General features: G+C 74.1%; 7 protein-coding genes. 2 read left to right on the top strand and 5 right to left on the bottom strand.

Annotated elements, in window-relative coordinates; genetic code table 11:
• Positions 1 to 178: 178 nt before the first annotated feature.
• The 5 genes from AC3ERT_RS36265 to AC3ERT_RS36245 are packed head-to-tail and all read right to left on the bottom strand — an operon-like array spanning position 179 to position 5,483.
• Positions 179 to 1,054 (bottom strand): glycosyltransferase family 2 protein, encoded by an 876-nt coding sequence (locus AC3ERT_RS36265; protein ID WP_335978819.1) that lies wholly within the window; start codon positions 1,052 to 1,054, stop codon positions 179 to 181.
• Positions 1,055 to 1,062: 8 nt separating this feature from the next.
• Positions 1,063 to 1,842: a CDP-alcohol phosphatidyltransferase family protein gene (locus AC3ERT_RS36260; protein WP_335978556.1), complete on the bottom strand. Its 780-nt coding sequence runs from the start codon at positions 1,840 to 1,842 to the stop codon at positions 1,063 to 1,065.
• Positions 1,820 to 2,881 (bottom strand): iron-containing alcohol dehydrogenase family protein, encoded by a 1,062-nt coding sequence (locus tag AC3ERT_RS36255; protein ID WP_335978559.1) that lies wholly within the window; start codon positions 2,879 to 2,881, stop codon positions 1,820 to 1,822. Before AC3ERT_RS36255 ends, AC3ERT_RS36260 begins: the two co-directional genes overlap by 23 nt.
• A complete protein-coding gene (locus tag AC3ERT_RS36250) occupies positions 2,869 to 3,621 on the bottom strand; it encodes a phosphocholine cytidylyltransferase family protein (RefSeq protein ID WP_335978561.1) in 753 nt (250 codons plus the stop codon). The genes AC3ERT_RS36255 and AC3ERT_RS36250 overlap by 13 nt, the downstream gene beginning before the upstream one ends.
• Entirely contained in the window at positions 3,618 to 5,483 is a 1,866-nt protein-coding gene (locus tag AC3ERT_RS36245) for a DUF5941 domain-containing protein (protein WP_435137286.1), read from the bottom strand. The genes AC3ERT_RS36250 and AC3ERT_RS36245 overlap by 4 nt, the downstream gene beginning before the upstream one ends.
• 382 nt (positions 5,484 to 5,865) lie before the next feature.
• Between AC3ERT_RS36245 and AC3ERT_RS36240 the strand changes: the two genes are divergently transcribed.
• Together AC3ERT_RS36240 and idi are read left to right on the top strand one after the other, a co-directional pair.
• Positions 5,866 to 6,867 carry a cation diffusion facilitator family transporter gene (locus AC3ERT_RS36240; protein WP_435179396.1) on the top strand — a complete coding sequence of 334 codons (1,002 nt, stop codon included), beginning with the start codon at positions 5,866 to 5,868 and terminating at the stop codon, positions 6,865 to 6,867.
• Positions 6,868 to 7,038: 171 nt separating this feature from the next.
• Positions 7,039 to 7,647 carry an isopentenyl-diphosphate Delta-isomerase gene (gene idi / locus AC3ERT_RS36235; RefSeq protein WP_435137269.1) on the top strand — a complete coding sequence of 203 codons (609 nt, stop codon included), beginning with the start codon at positions 7,039 to 7,041 and terminating at the stop codon, positions 7,645 to 7,647.
• The last annotated feature ends 90 nt before the right edge of the window (positions 7,648 to 7,737 follow it).

Raw genomic sequence — 7,737 nt, 5'->3', positions numbered from 1 at the left:
TTGGCGGCGAGTTCGGCGGCGCTGAGGCCGTCGTCGAAGGCCGAGGGCACCGGCGAGGCGCCGACGGCGACCGCGCCATTGTGCGTTGTATCACTCACAGTTGACACTTTCGTCCTCAAGATGCGCGCCGGGTGCAGGGGGTTCCCGACTGCGCCTGATGCTCTCAGATCCGAGCTTGTCAGATGATCGGGGGTCGGCCCAGCCGGGTCAACCGCCACACCGTACGCCAGCGCATCGGGCGCCGCGGACCGCACGAAGTGGCCCAACCCTCCCGGAAGCCGCCGAACCACGCGCGCAGCGCGCTGCCCGACGGCCTGCGCACCAAGGTGAGCGCCATCCATACGCCGAGATACACCGGCACCAGGGGCCAGGGCAAGTTGCGCCGGGCCAGCCACACGCGGTTTCTGGCCACCAGCCGGTGGTAGACCGCGTGCCGGGCCGGCGAGGTGGCCGGGTGCAGCAGCACCAGGTCGGAGCGGTAGTCGATCATCCAGCCGGCGTCCAGCGCCCGCCAGGCCAGATCCGTCTCCTCGTGCGCGTAGAAGAACTGCTCGGGCAGCCCGCCGACCTGCCGGAGCACCTCGGTGCGCACCGCGCTGGCACCGCCGAGGAAGGTGGTGACCCGGGAGTTGCGCATCGGGTCGGACGCGCGCAGCCGCGGCACGTGCCGGCGCTGGGTCTCACCGGTCTGCGGGTCGGCGATCCGGAAGCTGATGATGCCCAGCTCGGGGTCCTGCTCGAAGGCCCTGCGGACCAGCTCGGCGGTGTCGTCGCCGGGCAGCAGGCCGTCGTCGTCGAGGTACATCACGATGTCCACGTCGCGGCCGCCGGGGCCGAACAGCTCGACGCCGACGTTGCGGCCGCCGGGGATGCCGAGGTTCTCCGGCAGCTCGGCGGTGCGCAGGTGCTCGCGCTCCATCACCGGCAGCGGCGAGCCGTTGCCGACGAGCGCCACCTCCACCGGGGCGCCCTGCTGCTTGGCGACGGAGTCCAGCAGGTCCTGGAGCTCGGCCGGGCGGGTGCCCATGGTGATGATGACGGCGCCGACCGTCAGCGGGGCGGTCACTTCAGCCTGCTCGACGCGAGGACGGAGACGAGGTGGAGCAGGGTCTGGAGCAGGGCGATGGCGGCCAGCACCGCCACGCCGAGCCGGGTGAAGAACAGGTCGCCGCGGACCTGGTCGATCACGGCCAGCACCAGGATGAGCAGCGACGCCTCGATGCCGAGCACCAGCCGGTGGAACTGGAGCGCGGACGCGGCGCGGCGGGCCAGCGCCATCCCGGACGAGCGCAGCTCGGAGGCCGACTCCTGGACCGGCGGCCGCCCGGTCTGGTGCCGGGCCACGCCGACCAGGTCGGTCTCGGCCTTGATCAGCACCGCGCCGAGCGCGGCCAGGGTGCCGAGGAACGCCCACAGCCAGTCGATCCGGCCGCTGCCGAAGATGTCGGCGGCGCGCATGCCGAAGCCGACCAGCACGGCCGCGTCCGTCAGGTAGGCGCCCACCCGGTCGAGGTAGACGCCGGCCAGCGAGTACTGCTTCTTCCAGCGGGCGATCTCGCCGTCGACGCAGTCCAGCAGCAGGTAGAGCTGGACGGCGACCACGCCGAGCACGGCGCCGGCTATGCCGGGCACCAGCAGGGCCGGTGCGGCGAGCGCGCCGCACACGGTCATCAGGTAGGTCAGCTGGTTGGGCGTGACGCGGGTGTTCACCAGGTGGCGGTCGATGCGCAGCGACACCTCGCGCATGTACAGCCGGCCGGCCCAGTGCTCGCCGCTGCGCCGGTCCTTGACGCCCGCCGGGTGAACGACGGGGCGCAGCTCAGCTACTGATGGTTTTGGCATAGTCGGCGTACGCGTCCCTGATGTCGGTGGCGGACAGGTCGAGGTGTTCCAGAATCGTGTAGCGCCCGGGGCGGGTCCGCGGTGCGTAGCGCACCGCCTCGACGAACTCCTGCGCGGAGAAGCCGATCTCCTCGGACAGCACCGGCAGTCCGTGCCGGCGCAGGGTGGCGGCGATCAGCGCGGACTGCTCGCGGGCGCCGCGCAGGTAGGTCGCGAAGGCGGCGCCGATGCCGACCTGCTCGCCGTGCGCGGCGGCGCGCTGCGGGTGGAGCAGGTCGAAGGCGTGGCTGATCTCGTGGCAGGCGCCGGAGGAGGGCCGGGAGTCGCCGCTGATGGACATGGCGATGCCGGTGAGCACCAGGCCCTCGGCGAGGGTGACGAGGAAGGCGTCGTCGGCGACCGTGCCGGGGTGGCGCAGCACCGCCTCGCCCGCGCCGCGCGCCATCGCGGCGGCCAGGCCGTCGATCCGCTCGCCGGTCTCGCGGTGCGACAGCTCCCAGTCGGCGAGGGCGGAGAGGTTGGAGACCGCGTCGCCGATGCCGGCCCGCAGGTAGCGGTCCGGGGCCTCGCGGATGACGTCCAGGTCGATGACGACCGCGATCGGGCCGGGCACGCCGTACGAGCCGCGGCCGTTGTCGTTGTCGAGGGTGGAGACCGGCGAGCAGATGCCGTCGTGCGAGAGGTTGGTGGCGACCGCGACCAGCGGCAGCCCGACCCGGGCCGCGGCGTACTTCGCGGCGTCGATGATCTTCCCGCCGCCCAGCGCGACCACCGCGTCGTAGCGCTCGCCGCGCATGGCGTCGGCGAGCTTGACGGCGGCGTCGATGGTGCCGCCGGCCACCGGGAACCAGGCGGCGCCCGGCAGTTCGGGGGCCAGCCGCTCGCTCAGGCGGGTGCCGGAGCCGTCGCTGACGGCTATGGCGATCTTGCCGGACGGCGAGATCCGCTCGTCGGCCAGGAGCTGGGAGAGGTCGGCGAGGGCGCCGCCGCGGATGTCGACGACGACCGGCGAGGGGATCAGCCGGGTCAGTACTGGCACGCGATCTCCCGTCCGCGGGCGAGGTCGGCGTGGTTGTCGATCTCGACCCAGGGGATGTCGCCGACCGGCGCCACGTCCAGGGTGTGGCCGCGGTGGACCATTTCCTGGTAGCCATCCTCGTAGTACAGGTCGGGGTCGCGCTCGTAGGTGGCCTTGAGCGCGTCGGCGAGGTCGGCGGCGGCGTCGGCCTCGATGAGGGTGACGCCGATGTACTCGCCGGTGGCCTCGGCCGGGTCCATCAGCTTGGTGATCCGGCGCACCCCGCGGCCGGGCTCGGCGACGACCTTCATCTCCTCGTCGGCGAGTTTCTTGACGGTGTCCAGCGCGAGGATGACCCGGCGGCCGTCACCGCGGGCGGCCAGCAGGGTCTGTTCGACGGAGACCGGGTGGACGGTGTCGCCGTTGGCCAGAATCACTCCCTCGTGGAGCACGTCGCGCGCGCACCACAGGGAGTAGGCGTTGTTCCACTCCTCGGCCTTGTCGTTGTCGATGAGGGTCAGCTCGACGCCGTATCGGGCCTCCAGGGCCTCCTTGCGGGCGTACACCGCCTCCTTGCGGTAGCCGACGACCACCGCGGCGCGGGTGAGGCCGACCGCCGCGAAGTTGCCCAGCGTGAGGTCGAGCACGGTGGGGCCGTCCGCCGCGCCGTCCGGCCCGACCGGCACCAGCGCCTTCGGCAGCGTGTCCGTGTACGGCCGCAGGCGCCGTCCTGCGCCTGCCGCCAGCACCAGGCCGATCATGCGGGTTCTCCTGACTCGTCGTGTACGGCGGGTGCCCCCGAGGACACCCAGAAGCGGATGCTCTCGGTGAGGACCAGCAGCGCGAGTACGGCGGCGAGCACCGTCAGCGCGACGGTGAAGCCGTGCCGGTGCGCGCCCGCGACCAGGGCCGCCGACAGCACGGCCACCAGCAGCGCCCGGCCCTCGTGGCCGCCCGCCGCCCGCACCAGTGCGCGGGGCGGGGCCCCGGTGCCGCCGCGGATGCGGTACACCGTGTCGTAGTGATGGTAGGCGACCGCGGCCACCAGCCCGAAGGCGGCGGGCAACGCCCCGTTCACCTCGGAGACGGCCGCCAGTGCCAGCACGGCGCCGTACTCGCCGGCCCGGAAGAACGGCGGGACCAGCCAGTCCAGCGCGCCCTTCAGCGGGCGGGCGACGGATATCCCGCTGGTCACGACGTAGAGCGCGGCGGCCGCGACGACCCACCAGGAGCCGCGGGCGGCCAGCGCCGCGGTCGCGGTCAGGGCGCCGGCGCCGATCGCGGCGAGCAGCGGCGGCGCGACGGCGGGCAGCCGGCGCGCGAGCGGCGCGGTGGCGCGCGCCACCGCTTCGGCGAGCGGGCCGCTGTCGGCGAGGTCGGCGAGCGCCCGGGCGGCGCGGTCGGTGCGCTGGGCCTTCCTGGTCAGGGAGCGCAGCACCCGGCCGGCGGTGGTGTAGCAGGCGGCCAGGCCGCAGCCGATCAGCAGCACCACGAAGGTGATCCGGGGGGTGGTGGCGGCGGTGAGGACCGCGATGAGGAACCAGCGCTCGCCGATCGGCAGCACGATCATCCGGCGCACCCACACCGTCCAGCCGACGCTGTCCAGCCGCCCGGACAGGGCGGCGGTGGGACTGGTGTTGGCGGCGGCGTCGTGGTTGGCCTCGTTGAAGGCGAAGTCCACGACGTGCCGGCAGGTCTGGAGCACCATCGCGCCCAGCGCGAGGGCCCACACGTCGTCGTGGCCGCCGCGGGCCGCGCCCAGCGCCAGGCCCGCGTAGTAGGCGTACTCCTTGGCGCGGTCGAAGGTCGCGTCGAGCCAGGCGCCGAGGGTGGAGTACTGGAGCGAGTAGCGGGCGAGCTGGCCGTCGGTGCAGTCCAGGACGAACGAGGCGAGCAGCAGCACGCCCGCGGCGACGTAGCCGGCGCGGGTGCCGGTGGCCGCGCACCCGGCGGCGATCAGCGCGACCAGCAGCGAGGCGGTGGTGACCTGGTTGGGGGTCAGGCCGCGCCGGGCGCACCAGCGCGCGATGTAGCGGGAGTACGGGCTGATGAAGTGGGTGGTGAAGAAGCCGTCGCGGGACTTGACCGCGCTGCGCAGCCGGACCGCTTCCTCGTCGACGTCGGCGACGGCGTCGGCCGCGGCGGCCTGCTCCTGCGGGGTGCGGGCCACCCTGGCGACCAGCACGCCCAGTTCGGGCCGGTACGGTTCGGCGCCCTGGCGGCCGAGCTCCTCGGCGAGCGCGTCGGCGAGGACGGCGCCGGAGGCGACGGTGGCGGTGGCGCCGCCGGGCGCTGCGGAGCGGCCTGCGGCGCCCTCGCCGGCCAGCGCGCCGAGCGCCCGGGTCAGCGCGGGCCGGGCGGCGGCCTGCACGGCGAGCGCGCCGGGCACGGCGCCGGCGTCGAAGCGGGGGTCGGTCAGCGCCAGGCGCAGGGCGTGGCGGTGGCCGCGGAAGCGGCGGTCGACGACCGCGACGCGCTCGGCGGGCGGCGCGTCGGCGACGTGCGCGGCCACGGCCTGCGGCCCGTCGGCCTCGACCACCTGGAATCCCAGGGCCCGCAGGTCGTCCGCGAGCGGCGACGGCGTCCCGGCGGCGGGCGGGCCGGTGAGAATTGCGGTCGGCAGAGGAACCCACTCCCTGAATACGTACGAAGGCGCACCGACGTGGCCGCGGCGGGCGGCTGCGGGCCGGAAACACGACGGCGAGGTTATCGGATGCGGGTCGGCAGTCGTTCACTGCGTGTTCGCCTGAACTTGGCCCGTCCGGTGTGATCATCATCCTCGATTCCGGTCGCCTGCCACAACATTGGGGCGGACCCGCCTTCCGCCACCCTTTCGGGTGCCCCTCCGCGACAGCTGAGGGTCACCTCACCACCGCAGGTCACCGCACATGACAACGGTCTCCAGTATCGGCTTGCCCACGGTGGGTAACCGGTGTTGACTGGCCGCCGGACCACGCGAGCGGGCGTTCAGCGGACACCGGGAGATGCGGAAGGGGGCCCCGCCGATGGGGGCAGGGATCGGCCACCACCACGGACCGGGCCAGGGGGCCGCAGGCGGCGACGGCCAGGCCCAGGGCCGCGGGCACGGTCATGGGCACGGGCACAGCCACGGCCTGGCGACCGCGGGCGGGGCGCACCGCGGCCGGCTGCGGATCGCGCTGTCGATCACGCTGCTGGTCCTGGCCACCGAGGTGGCCGGCAGCCTGCTCACCGGCTCGCTCGCGCTGCTCGCCGACGCGGGCCACATGGCCACCGACGCGGTCGGCCTGGCGATGGCGCTGCTCGCCGTCCATGTCGCGGCCCGCCCGCCGAGCGAGCGCCGCACCTTCGGCTACGCCCGCGCGGAGATCCTGGCCGCCGGGCTCAACGCCCTGCTGCTGCTCGCCGTCGGCGTCTTCATCTTCTACGAGGGCATCCGCCGCCTGATCACCCCGCACGGCATCGACGGCGGGCCGACCATCGTCTTCGGTGTGATCGGCCTGGTGGCGAACTCGGTGTCGCTGGTGGTGCTGATGGCCGGGCAGAAGGAGAGCCTCAACGTGCGGGCCGCCTTCCTGGAGGTGCTCTCCGACGCGTTCGGGTCGCTCGCGGTGGTGGCCGCCGCCGCGGTCTACCTGGTCAGCGGCTGGCGGCAGGCCGACGCGGTGGCCTCGCTGCTGATCGGCGTGCTGATCGTGCCGCGCACCTGGCAGCTGATGCGGGAGGCGCTGGACGTGCTGCTGGAGGCGGCGCCGCGCGGGGTGGACATGCGGCAGGTGCGCCGCCACATCGAGGGGCTGGCGGGCGTCGAGGGGCTGCACGACCTGCACGCCTGGACCATCACCTCGGGCCTGCCGGTGCTGTCCGCGCACGTGGTGGTCAGCCAGGACGTCCTGGACGCGGTGGGGTACGAGAAGATGCTGCACGACCTCCAGGGCTGCCTCGGCGCGCACTTCGACGTGGCGCACTGCACCTTCCAGCTCGAACCGGCCGGGCACGCCGCGCACGAACCAGGCATGTGCCGGTGACGGCCCTCCACCTCAGCGTGACGGCCTCCCGCCGGCGGGCAGCGGCGCCCGCCACCGCCGGCTGACCCCCGCGGGCCTTCCGCACGCCGGTACGGCCAGGGCGGTGCGCGCGCGGCGGCGCGCCGGACGTGCGGCAGACTAAGAACTCGTCGTCGAACGCGAAGGATGGAAATGCCCACCAGTCCTGCCACCGCCCGACCCGGCTCCCCCTCCCCCGTGGCGGCCCCGACCGGGGTCGAAGAACCGATCATGCTCGAACTCGTCGACGAGGACGGCGTCACCATCGGCACGGCGGAGAAGCTGTCGGCACACCTCGCACCCGGCCGGCTGCACCGGGCGTTCTCGGTCTTCCTCTTCGACGACGAGGGCCGGCTGCTGCTCCAGCGCCGGGCCCTGAGCAAGTACCACTCCCCCGGCGTGTGGTCCAACACCTGCTGCGGGCACCCCTACCCCGACGAGCAGCCGTTCGTGGCCGCGGCCCGGCGCACCGCCGAGGAGCTGGGCGTCGCCCCCGTGCTCATGCGCGAGGCGGGCACCGTCCGCTACAACCACCCGGACCCGGCCTCGGGCCTGGTCGAGCAGGAGTACAACCACCTCTACGTCGGCGTGGTCCGCGCCCCGCTGCGGCCGGACCCGGCGGAGATCGGCGAGACCGTCTTCGTCACCCCGGAGGAGCTGGCGAAGCTGCGTACGGAGGGCCCGTTCTCGGCGTGGTTCCAGACGGTGCTGGACGCGGCGCTGCCGGCCGTCCGCGAGGTGACCGGGGCCGCGGGCTGGTAGAGCCGCCGTACGGCGCCCCGCGCGGCGCCGCGACGCGTGGAAGGGGGGGGGGGGGGGGGTCCCTCCACGCCCCCCCCCCCCCCCTCTCTC

Source organism: Actinacidiphila sp. bgisy145, assembly GCF_057708125.1.
This window is presented reverse-complemented; position numbering and strand designations above follow the sequence as displayed.

What these genes read in the sequence shown, in the direction of transcription:
- AC3ERT_RS36260 (WP_335978556.1), bottom strand. Translation starts at nt 1,842, where the DNA reads ATGCCAAAACCATCAGTAGCTGAGCTGCGCCCCGTCGTTCACCCGGCG.
- AC3ERT_RS36250 (WP_335978561.1), bottom strand. Translation starts at nt 3,621, where the DNA reads ATGATCGGCCTGGTGCTGGCGGCAGGCGCAGGACGGCGCCTGCGGCCG.
- AC3ERT_RS36240 (WP_435179396.1), top strand. Translation starts at nt 5,866, where the DNA reads ATGGGGGCAGGGATCGGCCACCACCACGGACCGGGCCAGGGGGCCGCA.
- idi (WP_435137269.1), top strand. Translation starts at nt 7,039, where the DNA reads ATGCCCACCAGTCCTGCCACCGCCCGACCCGGCTCCCCCTCCCCCGTG.